The following is a 16,542-nucleotide window of genomic DNA, read 5'->3' on the forward strand; positions in this document are numbered from 1 at the left end:
AGTCCTCTCGCACATGTGACGTGTGAATACATTCAAATGTGGGAGGGAGCTTGCTCCCGATAGCGGCATAACAGTCAGCGCAGAACTAGCCCTGCCACTTCCCGCCTTCAACGATCACACTCTCAGGCTTGGTGTCATCGCTCAGCTCCTTGCGCACATATTGGTCATACAGCTTGAGCAGGAATTTCTCCTCACCCAGCTTCGCCAACTCGGCATTCACCCAGTCGCGCAGTTCGATATTGCCCTTCTTCACCGCCGGGGCGATGGGCGCTTCGTCACCGAGCTTCTGTTCCAGCACGCGGTAGCCCGGGTTCTGCTTGGCCCAGCTGAACAGCACCAGGTTGTCTTGCGCATAAGCATCGCCACGCCCGGCCGACAGCGCTTGCAGCGATTCGGAGTTTTTCTCGAACTTGAGCAGTTTCCAGTCCGGGTGGTTCTTGGTCAGCCAGATATCGGCAGTGGTGCCGGTGGTGACGATGGTGGTGCGGGTGGCCAGGTCATTCAGGCTTTTCACCGCGCTGTCCTGGGGCACCAACGCCTGCACCGCGACTTTCAGGTTGGGGTTGGTGAAGTCCACCGCTTCCTTGCGCTCGGGCGTCACGGTCATGTTGGCGAGGATCAGGTCGACCTTGTCGCTTTGCAGGAACGGAATACGGCTGGCCGGCTCGACGGCGACGAATTCGACTTTGTTCTCATCGCCCAACAGGTCCTTGGCGAATTGGCGACCGATGTCGGTATCGAAACCGACATAGCGGCCCGCTTCGTTGACGAAGCCAAACGGTGGCTTGTCGGTGAATACGCCGACGATCAGCTTGTCCCGCGCCTTGATCTTGTCGAGGTAGCTGACGGCGGCAGCAGGTTTAGCAGGCTCTTCGGCCTTTTTATCGCAGCCGGCCAGTAAGGCGACGGCCAACAGTGGCAGCAGTAACTTTTTCATAGCAGCTCCAGTTCCTTGGTTTTCTTGGGCAGTGTTGAGACAAAGGAGAACTTCTCCAGGAACTGCTGCGCGCGTGCGGTTTGCGGGTTCGTAAAGAATTCTTCGGGGGTGTTGTGTTCGAGGATGCGACCGGCCTCCATAAACACCACGCGGTCGGCGACGGCGCGGGCGAAGGCCATTTCGTGGGTGACGATCAGCAGGGTCATGCCATCGCGGGCCAGGCCCTGGATCACCTCCAGCACTTCCTTGACCATCTCCGGGTCGAGGGCGGCAGTGACTTCGTCAAACAGCATGACCTGAGGGTTCATGCACAGCGAGCGGACGATGGCGATGCGTTGCTGCTGGCCGCCGGAGAGCTGGCGCGGGAAGGCGTCGCGCTTGTCCGCCAGGCCTACGCGGGCCAGCAGCTTCTCGGCCTGCGCGCGGGCTTCGCGCGGCTCGCGCTTTTGCACTTTCAGCGGGCCGAGCAGGATGTTGTCGAGCACACTCATATGCGGGAACAGGTGGTAGCTCTGGAACACCATGCCCACGTCCTGGCGCACCTGGCGCCAGTCGGTGGTTTTATCCAACAACTCCTTGCCGGCAAACCGCAGGCTGCCGCTATGGGCCACTTCCAGGCCGTTGAGGCAGCGCAGCAAGGTGCTTTTGCCGCAGCCGCTGGGGCCGAGGATCACCACCACTTCGCCGCTTTGCACACTCAGGTCGATGCCCTTGAGCACCTGCTGGTCGCCGAAGAATTTGTTGAAACCCTGGAACTCGATCAATGCGCTCATGCTTGGGCCCAGCGCCGTTCCAGCACCTTGGAGGCGGCCGACAACGGGTAGCAGATAAAGAAGAAAAACAGGAACAGCACGCCGTAGATCAACACCGACTCATAGGTGCGCTCGATGATTTGCTGGCCGACCTTGATCACGTCCACCACACCGATCAGCACCGCCAGGGAACTGGTCTTGATGATGCGCGTGTAGACGTTGATGGTCGGCGGCGTCATGCGCTTGAGGGCCTGGGGCAGCAATACGTAGCCGTACAACTGCGGGTCGGACAAGCCAATCGACAGGCCGGCTTCGCGCTGGCCGCGGGGCAGCGAATGCAACGCGCCGCGTACCACTTCGCCCACTTCGCTGGCGCCCCACAGCGACAACACCAGCACCGCGCACCAGAAGCTGGGGATGCTCAGGCCAAAGAAAATCGGCAGGCCAAAGAACAGCAGGTACAACCACACCAGCACCGGAATCGCCCGGAACAGCTCCAGGTAAACCCGCAGCACCGCGTTGACCAGCCTGTTGTTCAAGGTGCGCAGCACGCCATACAACACGCCGCCGACCGTACTGAAGGCGATGCTCAACAACGAAATCGACAGGGTTTGCGCAGCGCCCTTGCCCAGTTGCGGCAACGACACCCACAACAACTCAAGACCCGAACTGGCCATGCTGGAGCCTCCTTTCCAGGCGGCTGAGCAGCAGCGACAGCGGCAAGAACAGCAGCACGCAAATCAGCGTCAGCACGGCGAGCATTTCGTAGGTCTTGTAGTAGAGGGCGATGTAGCTCTTGGTGGTGTAGAGAATCTCCGGCACCGCCACGGCAGAGACCACGGTGGTTTCCTTGAGCAGGAAGATGAAATTGGCGAACAACGCCGGCAGGCTGAGGATGCCGGCCTGGGGCAGGATCACATGGCGCAGCAGTTGCCAGTCCGACAGGCCGATGGACTTGCCCGACTCGATCTGCGCCAGGGGCACCGCTTCCACGCCGGCGCGCAGCACTTCGGTGAGGTAGGCACCGCCGAGGAACGTCATGGTGATGATCGCCGCCCAGAACCCGGAGATATTCAAACCCAGGGCCGGCAAGGCGAAGTACACGAAGAACAGCTGGATCAGCAGCGGTGTATTGCGCGCCAGTTCCACATAGAGCGCCACCAGGCGCGACAGGTACGGCGTGCGAAACACCAGCAGTGCAGCGTTGATCAGCGCCACCAGCAACGAGGTGGCAATGGCGATCAGGCCCACTTGCAGCGTGACGCCCACGGCGTTCAAAAACGCCGGCAGGGTGCTGAGGATAAAAGCGAAATCGAAGGTCATTGTGAGTCCATGACGCCGCAGGGGTAATGCGGCGAGCGCCGTCCGATCCGGCGTGGGTAACGCCGGGTAGCGCGAACTTTAAAGGTATAAAAAGTAAAATTTAAATACCGAAATAGCATATTGATATCACCCAAAAAGATAACCGACGGATTCGCAGGTTTTCCAGGTGACGACTATGGTTGGGGGGTCTGTGTTTCGAGGGAATGAACAATGAACAAAGCGAAACCGATTGATCCGCAGGAGCTGGTGAAATGGTTGGTGGCGTTGCGCAGGGCGATCAATAGCCGCGCGCTCTGACACGCTGAAAATCCACTGTGAGATGAAGATCAAATGTGGGAGGGGGCAAGCCCCCTCCCACATTTTTATTGCATTCCAAATTCCAGGCATAAAAAACGCCGACGCTGTAGTAGCCGTCGGCGTTGAAACCTTGAAGGGGGTTTTGGCTTACATCAGAACGCGGGCACGACTGCGCCGTTGTACTTCTTCTCGATGAAGGCTTTGACTTCCGGGCTGGTCAGGGCCTTGGACAGCTTCTGGATAGCGTCGCTGTCCTTGTTGTCCGGACGCGCCACCAGGAAGTTCACGTACGGCGACTTGGCATCTTCGATGATCAGCGCGTCCTTGGCTGGGTTCAAGCCAGCTTCCAGGGCGTAGTTGGTGTTGATCAAGTCCAGGTCAACCTGGTCCAGCACCCGTGGCAGCAGGGCCGATTCCAGCTCTTTGAACTTCAGGTTCTTCGGGTTGCTGGCGATGTCTTTCGGCGTGGCCAGGGCGTTGGTCGGGTCTTTCAGGGTGATCACACCGGCTTTCTGCAGCAGCAACAGGGCGCGGCCGCTGTTGGAGCCTTCGTTCGGGATAGCCACGGTGGCGCCATCCTTGAGCTCGGAAATATTCTTGATCTTTTTCGAGTAACCGCCGAAGGGTTCAACGTGCACGCCAACCACGGTGACCAGGTTGGTGCCCTTGCCCTTGTTGAAGTTTTCCAGGTACGGCAGGGTCTGGAAGTAGTTGGCGTCCAGGCGCTTCTCGGCAACCTGTACGTTTGGCTGTACGTAGTCGGTGAAGACTTTGATTTCCAGGTCCACGCCTTCTTTGGCGAGGGTCGGCTTGACCAGCTCAAGGATCTCGGCGTGCGGGATCGGGGTGGCGGCCACCACCAGTTTCTCGTTGGCCTGGGCGAAGCTTGCAGTCAGGGCAGCCGCCAATGCGGTAAACAACAGAACCTTTTTCATGCAGTGTCCTTATCGAAATTCCGGGGCGTCTCTGACGACCGTTTTTTATGTGGTGTGCCAGCGAAGTGCTATCGCGGCGTGGAATGGACAATACCTAGATTTTTTATTCCCGAACAATATCTTTTATTCACGTTGATATTCCATTTTGCTCATGTAGCGGCTTGTTCCTGTAAAAAGCTGCGCAAGGTTTCCCGCTCAGCCAGGCTGGCATTGGCGAAGATGCGCTGCACTTGCTCCAAGGGCGACCCCGCCACCGGCAGGTTCAGGTGTTCGGGCAGAATTTCGTCGCCGCTGCTCACCAGCAAGGCGAAGTGGATAACGTTCTCCAGCTCGCGGGTATTACCCGGCCAGCTGTGGTGTTCGAGGACGCGCTGGGCCGCATCGCTGATCAGCGGCACCGGCAGGTCCAGGCGCTGGCTGTAGATGCCGAGGAAGTACTCGGCCAACGACAGGATATCGCCCACCCGCTCACGCAATGCCGGCAAGTCCAGCTGGCCTTCGCTCAGGTAATGGAACAGCCTCTCATGAAACTTGCCGGCGGCCACGGCCTGGGCCAGGTCGATGCTGGTGGCGGCCACCAGGCGCACGTCCACCGGACTCGGCTGGTGGGCGCCCACGCGGGTGACTTCATGGTTTTCCAGGGCCGCCAGCAGTTTCACCTGGATCGGCAGCGGCAAGTCGCCGATCTCATCCAGATACAACGTGCCGCCATTGGCCGAGCCAAACCACCCGGCCCGGCTGCTGGCCGCGCCGCTGTGGGCGCCGGCGGCATAGCCAAACAACTCGGCGTCGGCGTAGGTTGGGCTGATGGCGCCGCAATTGACCGAGACAAACAAACCGGAGCGGTCGCTGCCCCGGTGAATATGCCGCGCCAGCAATTCTTTACCACTGCCGGTCTCGCCTCGAATCAATACGGGCAAGGCGCGCGGGGCGAGATTTTCAAGGTCTTCGCGCAGCTTGCGCGAGCGCGGGTCGACAAACACCAGCGCCTTGGCGCGGATGCTCAGCGGGCTTTTTTCGGCGTCGGGGAAGGTCAGCAGCGGCTGACCGAAGGTTTCATGCAGACTCATGGCAGGCTCCCGCCCCAAATCCACTCAGGGACGGGGCGTTGAAAAAATATCAGGCGGTGCGCCGGGCGTGATGCTCGAGGCGGCTTTGCAGGCGATACAGGTAGGCGAACCCCTGCTCCCAGCGCTGGTGACCGGACTTCACATTGATATGCCCGGCCCCCGACAGGATGCCGGCTTCGGCGCCCCAATTACGCGCCAGCTCCAGGGCCCGGGGGGCGCTGACGGCGCTGTCGTTATCGGAACTGACCACCTGGCTGGGAAACGGCAACAGGTCTGTCGGGATCGGCGCAAAGTTGCGCAGGGCCGGCGAGCAGGCTGGCCGTTCAACGTCCGCCGGAGCCACCAGCAAGGCACCGCGCACCTGCCGCAGGAACTGCACGGGTGCGGTGGCCGCCCAATGGGCCACGGTGATGCAGCCCAGGCTATGGGCGATCAGGATCACCGGCGTGCTGTCGGCGGCGATCGCCTCGGCCAGCGCGGCGACCCAATCTTCACGGCGCGGTGTGAGCCAATCGGCCTGCTCCACCCGTGCGCTGTTGGGCAGACTGTTCTGCCAGTGACTTTGCCAATGATCTTCTGGCGATCCTTGCCAGCCCGGCACGATCAGATAACGAATCGACTCGCTGTGCATGGGTGTGCCCTCCTGCAGCGTTTAACGTTGTAGGACAGTATAGGGACGAGGGTTATATTCGTTAAGGAATAAGAAGCTATTTATTAATAACCAAAAACTCAAACCCGCATGAGATCAAAATGTGGGAGGGGGCTTGCTCCCGATGGCGGTGGGTCAGTGACATATTTATCAACTGACCCACTGCTATCGAGGGCAAGCCCCCTCCCACATTGACTCGATTTCACATTCAATTTGCAGTGGTTTTAGATGACGTGATTGGTACGAGGCATGCAGTCGATGGTGCGATCCACCACGGTCTTGGCCATTTCCAGCAAATGCCACACCGCATGGACTTTCGCGCGGTCGTGCGGCTGCAGGTGCTCACAACAGTCCCATACGGTGGCCGATGCGCTGTGGATCAGGTGAGCGATATAAAGTTGGGCGTCTTCGAAACTGAGGTTTTCGTTGGCGACAAGGCAGTCAACGGGTGGGTCGGGAAGTGCTTTGGTCATGGTGTAACTCCTATTGAACACGGGAGCGACCACTAACGCTGCTAAACGATAGGTGGCAGCTGTACGCGGGTTAGCAGACTGGCCAATAGGAACACCAGCGCACCCGAGGGTGCCCCACGCACAGCCACCATAAACGCGGATGTGAACCGTGTGCCTATTGAACTCAGGCTGCTAAACCCGATCGCTGAAAACCAGCGACGGGCCGAAGACTAGCCATCCATTCCAACAGTCACAAGGCGGCGGGGATTGTCTCGGAAACGTCCTGCAATTTAAAGGGACACGGCTTGCTGGCCCTTTACAAATCATGACGAAATGCCAGCATCGATCACCTGATGAACTTTCTTGTAGGAAATATCTTCCATGAGGGTTTTTTATGGCTCCGCTGACGACTTTTCGCTTTTCCGGAGAGTGGTGAGGTTAGTTAAATATTGACTCCAACCAATCCCGTAAAAAATCGCAATGAATATAAGTACTTTCCACCACGAAATTTCTAAAGTCAGGCTTTCTAAAACCGCATTCAACGAACTACTGAGCGCAAAAGCCAGCTCCGAACCGGATGATCAAACTAATCGATTCGATGCAAAGCCTGCTTACATCGCCCCCCATCACTCGCAGACCCTCAGCGCAGAACTGCGCAATATACGAAAAATCGTTGATCACGAAAAACACGTCCTTATCCTAGATGGATTTAAAGTCGATGATCTTGCAGGCTTCAAATCTTTGATATGGACGTTCGGCTCTTTGCTGGGAGCGCCAATGGTGCAGAACCATCTTGGCCATAGGGTTATTGAGGTGTATGACCGGGGAGGTAAAAGCATTGAAGAAGGTACGAGATATCATCAGACCCGTCAGGGCACATATGTCCATAACGATGGCGTAAGCGATCCGCTCCCTATCGATTATTTGATTCTGGCTTGTGGCCAGAAAGCCTTACTCGGCGGCGAAAGTATTCTGATAGACGCAAGCGCGGTATACGCTGAATTAATGGCATTCCCTGAGGTACTGGAAGAACTTAAGTGCGATTTCTATTTTGAAAATCGAGGTATGGCGGAGGAAGAACAATTATTCAAAGCGCCAATCTTGAGCTTTTCAAATGAGGGCATCCCTTTGATTAGGTACTTCCGCGTCTATATCGAATCGGCCCACATCAAAGCGGGAGCGCCATTAACCCTGGCGCAAATACATGCATTGGATTTTCTAGATACAGTCCTTGATCAATCTTCAGTTCAACATCGAGTGCTGCTTGAACCAGGGCAGGTTCTTATTTCAGCTGACAACAAGTTTCTCCATACCCGAACGCATTTCATCGATAAGAGCGCTCCGCGCTTAGAGATTGATGACGCAGTCTCTTTGAAAGATCTCAATCGATACATGTTACGAATGTGGTTGCGCAAACGATGATCCCTCGCTGGCCATAAGGCACAACTTCATATTCCCATCACAAGCCGAGCCCCATGGACAACTCCAACATCGCGATCACCCTTGTTTTGATCTCCGCCTTCATGCACGCCACCTGGAACGCGGTCGTCCGGGCGGGGAGCAGTCGCTTCATGACCTTGGCCATGGTCGATGGTACGGCGTTGCTGATCTGCCTGGCGGCGCTGCCGCAGGTGAATACGCCAAGCCTGCAGGTGTGGGGCTACGTGCTGGTTTCCGTGGTGCTCAACACGGCCTATCGATTGTTTCTGATCAAAGCGTATGAAACCGGCGACTTTGGGCAGGTCTACCCGGTCATGCGCGGGGTGCCACCGGTTTTAGTCGCGCTGTTTTCCTATTTCCTGCTGCACGAGCAGCTATCGTTTCATGCCATGGCGGGGGTGTTGCTGATTTGCGTAGGCATTATCAGCCTGACATTCGTGCGCAGGATGTCCGCGCGTATGTTCAAACCAATTCTGATGGCGGTGTGCGCAGGTGCTTTCATCGCGTCCTACACAGTGGTGGATGCCAAAGGTGTCAGAGCCAGTGAGACGGTGCTGCAATACATCATCTATCTGACGGTATTCCAGAGCATTCCGATTCCGGCGCTGGCGTTTTTCAAGAAACGTCTGGAATTCGCAGAGGCCATTCGCAACCATTGGAAAGTCGGCGTAATGGGCGGCGTTTTTTACCTCACTTCCTACGGCCTGGTGCTGTTCGCGCTGTCGCTGGATGCGGTGGCCAAGGTCTCAGCGTTGCGGGAAACCAGTGTTATTATCGGCGCCATTATTGCCGCGCTGTTTTTTCACGAGCGGTTCGGCTGGCGGCGGATGCTTTCGGCGTTCGTCATTGTTTGCGGGATCATCCTGATCAAAGTGAGCACCTGATGGGCCAACGTCCGCCACCTACACCCATGCTGCAAGCCTTTGTCAGTGCTGCACGAACAGGCAGTTTCGCCCGCGCAGCATCAGAGTTGAGCCTCACCGCCAGTGCCATCAGTCATCAGATCGCAGGTCTGGAAGAGTGGTGGGGCGTTCAGTTGTTCGAGCGCCATTCGCGGGGCGTCAACCTCACAACCGCCGGGCAGGCTTTGTTGCCGGTGACCGATGATTTTTTCAAAACCCTTGAGACGGTGTTGCACTCGCTGAATCCGCGCAAATCTCAGCCCCTTTATCTTTCGTGCACTTCGTCCCTGTGTTCGACCTGGCTAATCCCCAGAATGCATGGTTCCCACACCGACGCTTCATTCAATCTCGACCTGGTATTGACCAGTGCGGATATGAATAGCGCCAATCTCGGTGCCCATCAATTCGATGTTGCGATTGTGATGGGGTACGGCGACTACCCGGATCATCATGCCGAGCTTCTGATGCGCGATGCCGTGTTCCCGGTTTGCTCACCGGAGTTTCAACGCATGAATGGCGATATTTCGCTGACGGATATCGCGCGGTATCCACTCATTCACCGTGTGGACGATCAAGTGTGTCCAGGGTGGGAAAGCTGGTTTGCGTTCCAGGGCCTGGCAGCTGCGCCTTATCACCATGGGCCGCGCTTTCCGGACTCAAGCCTGGCAATCAGTCTGGCAGTGAAGGGTGGCGGGATTGCGCTGGCCAGGACAGCGTTGGTGTATGACCAGTTGGAAGAAGGTGCATTAGTCACACTAGGCGGCCCGCTGATGATGTCGCCGGCGGCGTACTACGTTATTTGTAGGAATGGGCGGCAGTCGGAACCTGATATCGCTCGGTTGATTGACTGGCTCAAAGAGAGCGCTAGAAAGTTTCAGCAAGAAGTTGAAATCCGGTATCCGCAAATCGCTGGGGTTGGCGCACTTTGATCGTGTGATGTTACTGAAACGGAGGCAAAAAAAAGGCCGCACCCTGCCAAGGAAACGGCCAAAAAATTGTCGAGGCTTTTGAAACTAACGTGCGGTAATCACCGACAGTTTGGTAATCCCCGCGCGCTCGATAGACGCCATGGCTCGCGCCACTTCGCCGTAGTTCACACCATCGTCAGCCTGCAGTTGCACCCGCACATCGGGGTCCTTGGCCTTGGCCGCCTGCAGGTTGAATTCCAGCAGGTCCGGCTGGATTTCGTCCTTGTTGATAAACAGTTTGCCGGCGCCGTCGATGCTCACCACCAGCGGGTCCTTCTGCTCCACCGGGGCTACGGCCTCGGTCTTGGGCAGGTTGATCGGGATCGCATTGGTCAACAGCGGCGCGGTGACGATAAACACCACCAGCAGCACCAGCATCACGTCTACCAGCGGCGTGACGTTGATCTCGCTCAGTACCTCATCACTGTCTTGCGTGGAGAAGGCCATTTCAGGACGCCTCCTTCACTTTTTGCGGGTTGCCCGGCGCATGTTTAGTCAGGGCCGGGTGCAGCAGCACACGGAAGGAGTTTTTCTGCGCCAGGCTGTAGAAGTCGTGGGCAAAGTCATCCAGGTCCGCCGCAGTGAGCTTCAGGCGACGCAGGAAGTAGTTGTAGACCAGCACGGCCGGCACTGCGACGGCGATCCCCACGCCAGTGGCAACCAGGGCGGCACCGATGGGGCCGGCCACGGTTTCAAGGCTGGCGGAGCCGGCGGCGCTGATGCCCTTGAGCGCTTCCATGATCCCCCACACCGTGCCGAACAGGCCGATAAACGGCGAGGTGCTGCCGATACTGGCGACCACGGCCAGGCCGGTTTCCAGGGAGCGGCGCTCACGTACGATCTGCTGGCGCAGGGCACGCTCGAGGCGGTCCTGGTGGTTGATCGCCTGGCTCAGGTCGGCCGCATGCGGCGCTTCCCCGACCTGGATCGCGGCGTAACCGGCCTGGGCCACACGGGCAGCGGCGCCGGGCTGGGTTTCGGCCAACTCGGCGGCCGAGTCGAGGCTCGACGCCGCCCAGAACTGTTTGTGGAACTTGCGATCCTGCGCTTTAAGGCGACCGAACTGCACGCCCTTGAGCAGGGCCAGGCCCCAGGTGGCGACCGAAAAGACTACCAGCAGCCAGATCACCGCGCTTTCGATGGATTCAAGTGGAGATGCTAATGCCATGATGTTTTCCCTCTGTACAAGTCGCGGCGTGTGCTGCACACCGCAGCGCAATAGTTAGTGAATCTTGAAGTCGATCGGTACGCTGACCCAGCCGTCCTGGGCCACATCGCCCTGCTTGGCCGGCACGAAGCTCCACCGCTTCACGGCGGTCAGTGCGGCGTCGTCGAGTTGCTGGCGACCGCTGCTTTTCTGGACCTGGATCTCCCCCGGCTTACCGCTGGCCAGTACATGCACCCGCAACAACACCGTGCCTTCCCAACCGCGACGCTGCGCCAGGGACGGGTACTCCGGCGCCGGGTTCTTGAGGTACGCGGCGTTGGCCGAAGCCGGTGTCACCGGGGCTGGCGCGGGCGGAGCGGGCGCAGGGGCCGGTGGCGCCGGTTGCGGTGGCGTGGGCGCCTGCTCGACCGGTTTCGGTGCGGGCTTGGGCTCAGGCTTTGGCACCGGCTTGGGCTTGGGCTTGGGTTTTGGAATCGGCTTGGGCGGCGCCGGCTTGGCGGCCAACTCATCCACCACCGGCGGCGGTGGCTCGACAACAGGCGGTGGCGGTGGTGGCGGCACAGGCGGTGGCGGTTCCACCACGGGCGGTGCCGGCCGGGAAAATTCGATGGTCATCGGCGGAATCTCCGGCGGCACAATCGGCAGCACCGGGGTGGGTTTCTGGCTGACCCAATAAATCACTGCACCGTGCAGGGCCAGTACCAACAAACCGAGCAGGATCCCCTCGCGGCGGCTGGAGAATCGCTTCGGGGTTTGCTGCGTTCGCAATTGCCCCAACGGCGCGCGGTGCGGCCGGCCAAGGTCGACCAACTCACCACTCGGTGCCTGGCGCCATTGCGCCTCGGGTGCACTGGCGGCGGTCTGGACATTGCCCATTGATTCACTCCCTACGGTTTCGAAACCAAAAAACCGACGGGCCTGCGTGGAAGGCCGTCGAGGGCTGAATCATCGGGGCCAGACGCTTATCTCTTAAAGTAATCTTTGAAGTTATAGATAGATCAAATTTGAATAAACGAATGCTCTGCAAACACCAAAGCCCCGGCCCACGTGGCCTGGCGTCGAGGTGGTTTTTTTTGATGCTTTTCAGGCATACAAAATATTCACTTAAGGCATGGCTCAACGGGGCTGTTTGCACACAAATCGAACAGCTCAGCCTGCAAGCACTGCCCCGCGGCACTCAGGCCATGACGGGCATACAACGCCAGGCGCACGCCTTGCACCACGGGCAAACCGCTGTCCGGCCCCAGTTCCACATGCCCTGGCTGCACGACCCGTCGCGGCAACAGACTCACACCCAACCCCGCCGCCACCGCCGAACACACGCTGGCCAGGCTGGCGCTGGAATAACCGATGCGCCAGCGCCAGCCGCCCACTTCCAGGTGGTGCAACATTTCATTGCGGTACAGGCCGCCCACCGGGAATGCCACCAACGGCAGAGGGTCGCGCCCCAGGCACGGCGTGCTGCGGCTGTCGACCCAACACAGCGGCTCGGGCCACGACGCCAGGCAGTCATCGCTGCTGCCCATCTGTTTGACCAGCAACACGTCGAATTCACCACTGCGGTATTGACGCTGCAACTCGGGGCCCAGGCCGCTGGTGACCTCCAGGCGCACCCGTGGATAGGCCAGCACAAATGCCGACAGCAACGGCATCAGGCGCTCGGCGGCAAAGTCTTCCGGCACACCCAGGCGCAGTACGCCGTCGCTCTGTTGGTTGATCAACACATCGGTGGCTTCTTCATGCAACGCGAGGATGCGCCGCGCATAGGCCAGCAAGCGTTCGCCCTCGGCGGTGGCGACCACGCGGCGCTGGTCGCGGTCCAGCAGCTGGCACGCCACCGCGTCTTCCAGGCGGCGGATCTGCTGGCTCACGGTGGATTGGGTCAAGTGCAGGCGCTCGGCGGCGCGGGTGAAGTTGCCGCAGTCCACCACGGCGACAAAGCTGCGCAACAACACGGGATCGAACATCAGCGTCACCATTCTTTTTGCCACTGGTTGGCATGGTTATATTTAATTTCAGAATACCTTGGGTGCTGGCCATACTCACGCCTCATTTGCCGACTGCAAGAGCGTTGCATGACCCTGAACAAATCCCTCGCCGGCTGGGGCCTGCTGGTGGTGCTCGGCCTGAACCTGCGGCCAATCCTCAGTTCCATCAGCCCGTTGCTCGGCGAGATCCGCCAGGCCACCGGCCTGAGTTTCCAGAGCAGCGCCCTGCTGACCAGCCTGCCGGTGGTGTGCATGGGGCTGGTGGCGCTGGTGGGCGTGCGCGTGGAAGCCCGCCTTGGCGAACGGCGCGGCATCGCCCTGGGCCTGATGATGATCCTGCTGGCGTGCCTGGCACGCTGGCTGATGGGCCAGGCCTCGGCGCTGCTGGTCACGGCGTTGCTCGGCGGTGCGGGGGTGGCGCTGATCCAGGCCTTGGTGCCGGCGATGATCAAGCGCGAATTCCGTCATCGCGTGCCGGTGGCGATGGGTGTGTACTCGGCCTCGCTGATGGCCGGCGGAGGGCTGGCAGCGCTGCTCAGCCCGCTGGTGGCCACGCATTTCCAGGAATGGCAGGCGGGGTTGGGGGCGTGGCTGCTGCCGGCGTTGGGCGCCTTGCTGCTATGGGCCTGGCTGCCCCTGGGCGCGGCCCGAAATCCACAGGTGGTGCCGGCCTTCAAGGACCTGCGCAATCGCCGCGCCTGGTTGCTGGCGCTGTATTTCGGCCTGGTCAATTGCGGCTACATGAGCCTGGTGGCGTGGCTGCCGGCCTACTATCAGCAACTTGGCTGGGGCGTGTTGCCCAGCGGTTCGCTGCTGGCGTTCATGACCATCTTCCAGGTGCTCGCCGCGCTGTTGATGCCGGTGCTGGCGCAGCGCGGTATCGACCGTCGGCCGCTGCTGGGCATCGCCCTGCTGGCCCAGACCGTGGGTTACCTCGGCCTGATCGTCGCGCCGCAGGAATATCCGCACCTCTGGGTGGCGCTGTGCGGCTTCGGCCTGGGCGCGTGTTTCGCCTTGAGCCTGCTGCTGACCCTCGACCACCATCGCGACCCACGCCAGGCCGGGCAACTGGCGGCCTTTGTGCAAGGCGTGGGCTTCTTGATCAATGCGGTGTCGCCGTGGCTGACCGGCTGGTTGCGCGGGCTGACCGGCAGCTTTGTCAGCGCCTGGGTGGTGCTGACAGTCACGGCGGTGGCGATGCTGGTGGTGACGCGCGTGTTCAGCCCGGCCACCTATCGCACGGGGCTAGAAGTCATAGCGCCCGGTCACTCCTAGCGTGCGCGGCGTACCAAGCAGGCCTTCGTAGCCGCCGTTCCCCCCCGTCCACAGCGTGGTGTAGTAGGTCTTGTCGAAGGCGTTTTTCAGCCATAACGACACGTCCCACTGCCCTTGCTCATAGTTGCCACGCAGGCCGGTGGACAGGTTGACCACGGCGTAGGCAGGAATCTGTCCATAGTCGGAGTCCTCCACGGTGCCCACAGCCTTGGAGCGGAAGGCATAGCTGGCGGTGACGTAGGGTTCGAAGCCGTTATCCAGGTTCCACTTGTATTCGCCGTTGGCGTTGGCGATCCATTTCGAGGCCCCCACCACTTGGTGCCCACTCAGGTCACAGGAGGCCGGCGCACCGGGGCGCAGACTGACTTCCGGCGGGCACGGCGCATCTTTGTAAGACAGGTAGCTCACATCGTTGAACGAGCCGTTGAGGTTCAGCGTCAGGCCCTTGATCGGCACCAGGGTGCTTTCCACCTCGACACCCCGCGAGCGCACCGAACCGGCGTTGGTCAGGTACTGCACACGGTTGTCCTGGTCATAGGCATTGGTCTGGTAGCCGTTGACCTGGGTCCAGAACAGGTTGGCATTGAGCTGCAGCCGCCGGTCCCACAGGGTGCTTTTGAAACCCAGTTCGACGTTATTGGCGCGCTCGGTGCCGATCAGCAGTGAGTCGGCCCCGGCCGTCGGTGCCGAGCCTACCGCCAGGTTGACCCCGCCGGACTTCTCGCCATGGGACAAGGTCGCGTAGCCCAGCAGATTTTCGTTAAAGCGGTAGCTCAGGTTGAGCAAACCCGAGGGGCTGGTGCTGTATTGCGTGAGGTCGCCGGAATCGTACGCCCCCGCGCGCCCGCGTCGAGCCGTCGCGGCAGCACCGGTGACCGCCGCACCGCCAAGAGGAGCGTTACGCGTGACCCAGGCACTTTTTTCTTCATAGGTGCCACGCAGGCCGGCTGTGAAATCCAGGCGCTCGGTGAGGTGCCAGGTGCCCTGGGCAAACAGTGCAAAACTGTCGGTGCGAATGTGCCCGTTGCCGACGCTGCTGACGTTGGCCAGTGCGCCGGCTGGCGTGCCGTTCCAGATGTCGGCCTGCGGCCCGTAATAGCTGAAGGATTTGTTATCCAGCGAATTACCGAAGTAGTAGGCACCGAGCACGTAATCGAAGAACCCGCCGGTGGGTGAAGCCAGCCGGAATTCCTGGGACCACTGCTTATCTTCCACCGACACCCCGGCGTTATACGACGCCGGCACGTTAAGGCCGTCGTCGTTACGCGGGGTGAAATTCCAGAAGCGATAGGAACTGACCGAGGTCAGGGTGAAATCACTCGGCAACGTCCAGTTGGCCTCCAGCGACGTACCGCCCTGGAACACGGTGACGTGCTGGTCGCTGTCCAGGTTGACCTTGCGGTGGGTGCCATCGACCAGGGTCGCGCCTGCCGCGTTGGCCCGCGACTGGTAGAGGTTGGTGCCGTTGATGGTCGGCCCGGTGCTGTACAGCACCCGGGTGCCGGCGCTGGAATCCTCTTCGTTGTAATCGCCGATCCAGCGCAGGTTGAAGGTCTCGCTGGGCTTGTACAGCAGTTGCCCGCGAAAGCCCTGGCGCGAGCCGCCGTTGAGGTCATGGCCGTTGTATTCATTCTTGATGTCGCCGTCGCTGCGGGTGCGATACGCCGAGAAACGCCCCGCCAGGTCATCGGTGAGCGGGCCGGAAATCGTGCCCTTGGTCTGGAAGTAGCCGTCCTCGCCCAGCGAGGTTTCGATGCTGCGCTCCGGGGTAAAACTCGGCGCGCGCGTGCTGATGTTGATCACCCCGGCGGTGGTGTTTTTGCCGAACAAGGTGCCTTGCGGGCCGCGCAAGACTTCAAGCTGCTCGATGTCCATCAGGTCGAACACCGCCATGCCCGGCCGCCCGAGATACACGTTGTCGATATACAGCCCTACGCTGCCTTCCAGGCCGTCGCTGGCCGGGTTGTTGCCAAGCCCGCGGATCGACACGCTGGACTGGCGCGCATGCATATAGGCGACGTTGACGCTGGGCACCAGTTGCTGCAAATCCTGAATCCGGTAAACCCGCTGGCTCTCCAGGGCCTGGCCGCCGATCACGCTCATGGGCGTCGGCACTGCCTGGGCGCTTTCGGTGCGCCGCCGGGCGGTGACGGTGACCGTCTCCAACTCGCCGCCGGCGCTCTCGCCCTTGCTTACCGGCGCGGGCGTTTCGGCGGCCTGGGTCGGCGACCAACTGGAACTGCCGGCCACCAGAATGGCCAGGGGCAAGGACTTCAACAGACTCATAAGCGGCTCCGGAACCCGGAAATATCCATCGAGAGATATTCCTTTAGGTTATTTATTTATGTTTTTACGAACATTTACTGCATAAGAGATAGCCTTTATA

General features: G+C 60.0%; 17 protein-coding genes. 4 read left to right on the forward strand and 13 right to left on the reverse strand.

The window, feature by feature from the left end; genetic code table 11:
• Window positions 1–85: 85 nt before the first annotated feature.
• The 8 genes from C8K58_RS10760 to C8K58_RS10795 form a co-directional block, all read right to left on the reverse strand.
• Window positions 86–937, reverse strand: a complete 852-nt coding sequence (locus C8K58_RS10760) for a transporter substrate-binding domain-containing protein (RefSeq protein ID WP_098480614.1) — start codon at window positions 935–937, stop codon at window positions 86–88.
• Window positions 934–1,710, reverse strand: coding sequence for an amino acid ABC transporter ATP-binding protein (locus tag C8K58_RS10765; protein ID WP_065941076.1), 777 nt, complete (start codon window positions 1,708–1,710; stop codon window positions 934–936). Before C8K58_RS10765 ends, C8K58_RS10760 begins: the two co-directional genes overlap by 4 nt.
• On the reverse strand, window positions 1,707–2,366 hold the full coding sequence (locus tag C8K58_RS10770; RefSeq protein WP_065941075.1) for an amino acid ABC transporter permease: 660 nt from the start codon (window positions 2,364–2,366) through the stop codon (window positions 1,707–1,709). Before C8K58_RS10770 ends, C8K58_RS10765 begins: the two co-directional genes overlap by 4 nt.
• On the reverse strand, window positions 2,347–3,012 hold the full coding sequence (locus C8K58_RS10775; RefSeq protein WP_065941074.1) for an amino acid ABC transporter permease: 666 nt from the start codon (window positions 3,010–3,012) through the stop codon (window positions 2,347–2,349). Before C8K58_RS10775 ends, C8K58_RS10770 begins: the two co-directional genes overlap by 20 nt.
• 449 nt (window positions 3,013–3,461) lie before the next feature.
• Window positions 3,462–4,244 (reverse strand): MetQ/NlpA family ABC transporter substrate-binding protein, encoded by a 783-nt coding sequence (locus C8K58_RS10780; RefSeq protein WP_027607851.1) that lies wholly within the window; start codon window positions 4,242–4,244, stop codon window positions 3,462–3,464.
• 149 nt (window positions 4,245–4,393) lie between these two features.
• Complete coding sequence (locus C8K58_RS10785; protein WP_065925842.1) at window positions 4,394–5,314, reverse strand: sigma 54-interacting transcriptional regulator; 921 nt, start codon at window positions 5,312–5,314, stop codon at window positions 4,394–4,396.
• A 49-nt stretch (window positions 5,315–5,363) separates the two neighbouring features.
• Window positions 5,364–5,945, reverse strand: coding sequence for an alpha/beta hydrolase (locus C8K58_RS10790; protein ID WP_016975008.1), 582 nt, complete (start codon window positions 5,943–5,945; stop codon window positions 5,364–5,366).
• Window positions 5,946–6,187: 242 nt separating this feature from the next.
• Window positions 6,188–6,436 (reverse strand): hypothetical protein, encoded by a 249-nt coding sequence (locus C8K58_RS10795; RefSeq protein ID WP_090401127.1) that lies wholly within the window; start codon window positions 6,434–6,436, stop codon window positions 6,188–6,190.
• A gap of 459 nt (window positions 6,437–6,895) precedes the next feature.
• On the opposite strand from C8K58_RS10795, the gene C8K58_RS10800 reads away from it, so the two are divergent.
• Genes C8K58_RS10800 through C8K58_RS10810 form a run of 3 tightly spaced genes read left to right on the forward strand, consistent with a single transcriptional unit; the run spans window position 6,896 to window position 9,686 of the window.
• Window positions 6,896–7,837, forward strand: coding sequence for a TauD/TfdA family dioxygenase (locus C8K58_RS10800; protein ID WP_256592522.1), 942 nt, complete (start codon window positions 6,896–6,898; stop codon window positions 7,835–7,837).
• Between the two features lie 53 nt (window positions 7,838–7,890).
• Window positions 7,891–8,739, forward strand: coding sequence for an EamA family transporter (locus C8K58_RS10805; protein WP_027607853.1), 849 nt, complete (start codon window positions 7,891–7,893; stop codon window positions 8,737–8,739).
• On the forward strand, window positions 8,739–9,686 hold the full coding sequence (locus tag C8K58_RS10810) for a LysR substrate-binding domain-containing protein (protein WP_090401130.1): 948 nt from the start codon (window positions 8,739–8,741) through the stop codon (window positions 9,684–9,686). The genes C8K58_RS10805 and C8K58_RS10810 overlap by 1 nt, the downstream gene beginning before the upstream one ends.
• Window positions 9,687–9,770: 84 nt before the next feature.
• Here C8K58_RS10810 and C8K58_RS10815 read toward each other — a convergent pair whose 3' ends face one another.
• From C8K58_RS10815 to C8K58_RS10830, 4 genes are all read right to left on the reverse strand, one after another.
• Window positions 9,771–10,172, reverse strand: a complete 402-nt coding sequence (locus C8K58_RS10815) for a biopolymer transporter ExbD (RefSeq protein ID WP_010565408.1) — start codon at window positions 10,170–10,172, stop codon at window positions 9,771–9,773.
• 1 nt (window position 10,173) lies between these two features.
• Window positions 10,174–10,893 carry a MotA/TolQ/ExbB proton channel family protein gene (locus C8K58_RS10820; RefSeq protein WP_027607855.1) on the reverse strand — a complete coding sequence of 240 codons (720 nt, stop codon included), beginning with the start codon at window positions 10,891–10,893 and terminating at the stop codon, window positions 10,174–10,176.
• A 54-nt stretch (window positions 10,894–10,947) separates the two neighbouring features.
• On the reverse strand, window positions 10,948–11,769 hold the full coding sequence (locus tag C8K58_RS10825; protein ID WP_108573708.1) for an energy transducer TonB: 822 nt from the start codon (window positions 11,767–11,769) through the stop codon (window positions 10,948–10,950).
• Window positions 11,770–11,993: 224 nt separating this feature from the next.
• Complete coding sequence (locus C8K58_RS10830) at window positions 11,994–12,860, reverse strand: LysR family transcriptional regulator (RefSeq protein ID WP_027607856.1); 867 nt, start codon at window positions 12,858–12,860, stop codon at window positions 11,994–11,996.
• Between the two features lie 108 nt (window positions 12,861–12,968).
• On the opposite strand from C8K58_RS10830, the gene C8K58_RS10835 reads away from it, so the two are divergent.
• A complete protein-coding gene (locus tag C8K58_RS10835) occupies window positions 12,969–14,156 on the forward strand; it encodes a CynX/NimT family MFS transporter (RefSeq protein WP_108573709.1) in 1,188 nt (395 codons plus the stop codon).
• On the opposite strand, the gene C8K58_RS10840 is transcribed toward C8K58_RS10835, so the two are convergent.
• Window positions 14,127–16,442: a TonB-dependent receptor gene (locus tag C8K58_RS10840; protein ID WP_012721642.1), complete on the reverse strand. Its 2,316-nt coding sequence runs from the start codon at window positions 16,440–16,442 to the stop codon at window positions 14,127–14,129. The two genes, C8K58_RS10835 and C8K58_RS10840, sit on opposite strands and share 30 nt — an antisense overlap.
• Between the last annotated feature and the right edge of the window lie 100 nt (window positions 16,443–16,542).

The sequence above is a fragment of the Pseudomonas sp. GV047 genome, from assembly GCF_003058245.1.
In the GTDB taxonomy this organism is placed as follows: Bacteria; Pseudomonadota; Gammaproteobacteria; order Pseudomonadales; family Pseudomonadaceae; genus Aquipseudomonas; species Aquipseudomonas marginalis.